The 1,068-nt window shown below is 39.4% G+C and carries 1 protein-coding gene; it reads right to left on the bottom strand.

Features of this window, described 5'->3' with window-relative positions; translation table 11 throughout:
* Positions 1-992: UvrD-helicase domain-containing protein (locus AC1DPQ_RS28620; RefSeq protein ID WP_477611694.1), on the bottom strand; the 992-nt coding region annotated here is incomplete at its 3' end.
* Positions 993-1,068: the final 76 nt, after the last annotated feature.

The following is a 1,068-nucleotide window of genomic DNA, read 5'->3' as shown; positions in this document are numbered from 1 at the left end:
TGTTTATGCAGGATGTTCCAATCGCCATTACGCCAACGGTAAATAGATTGTTTGGTATCGCCAACAATCAGGTGATCGATCAGATCTTCGCTCGGCGTAGCCATCGCATTTGTTAAGAGCGATTTAAAACTTCCCCATTGGCTGGTGGAGGTATCCTGAAATTCGTCGAATAAGAAATTACGGTAGCGGTTACCCACTTTTTCCCAGATAAAAGAAGGGTTATCGCCTGCATCTTCGGTAATTCCGGAGATCAGTTTTTGTGCATCGCTAATGAGCAGATTGTCATTTTCTGCCCGGTACTCTTTCAATAATACGGCAATTTCCTGCATCAACCTTAAATAGTAAAGATTTTTATTAAAAGCGATGGCGAGGCTATAATTTGGTAAATGTGCTAAATAATGCGTTTTTAATTTCTGGAGGATCGGATTTACCGTATCGTAAGCCTCCGGAAAATTTGCATTTTTTTGAAACCACTCATCGGGTTCGTCGATTAAATTGAATAGTGGTTCTATCTTAGAAAAATCGCCTCTTGCAACCAGGATAATTTTAGCCAGCGGGCTACGCGATTTCCCTTTGAGATGTTCGGCTTCTACACCGATTACATTCAGGGCTTCATTCGCTTCGGTTGCCAGAGAAATCAGTTCCTCTTCAAAGGTCTTGATTTCTGTTTTGGTAACATCTATGTATTTTTTAAATAATTCGTCGACGTTTTCTAAACCAAGGGTGCTTACCGCATCTTCAAAGATCTGGAAACGTTCGGAAAATATTTCGCCAATTAAATTATAAAGTTCGAATTTATAGTTCCAGCTTTTATTGTCACTAATGCGTTCGATAGCCAGATCGATGATCCATTGTAAGAGCTGTTTATTATGGTCTAAAGCTTCGTCTAGTTTATTTACGAGATCATCCTTTACCTTGTCATAATTCATTTCTAAATTATAATCGGCATTTAGGCCAAGCTCGAAAGCAAAACCACGGATTACTTTTTGCACAAAACCATCAATCGTACTAGGCCAAGCTCGAAAGCAAAACCACGGATTACTTTTTGCACAAAACCATCAATCGTAC

It is taken from the genome of Pedobacter sp. 01T416_2, assembly GCF_056398925.1.
The sequence above is the reverse complement of the archived record's forward strand: the minus strand, read 5'-3'. Positions and strand labels throughout refer to the sequence as shown.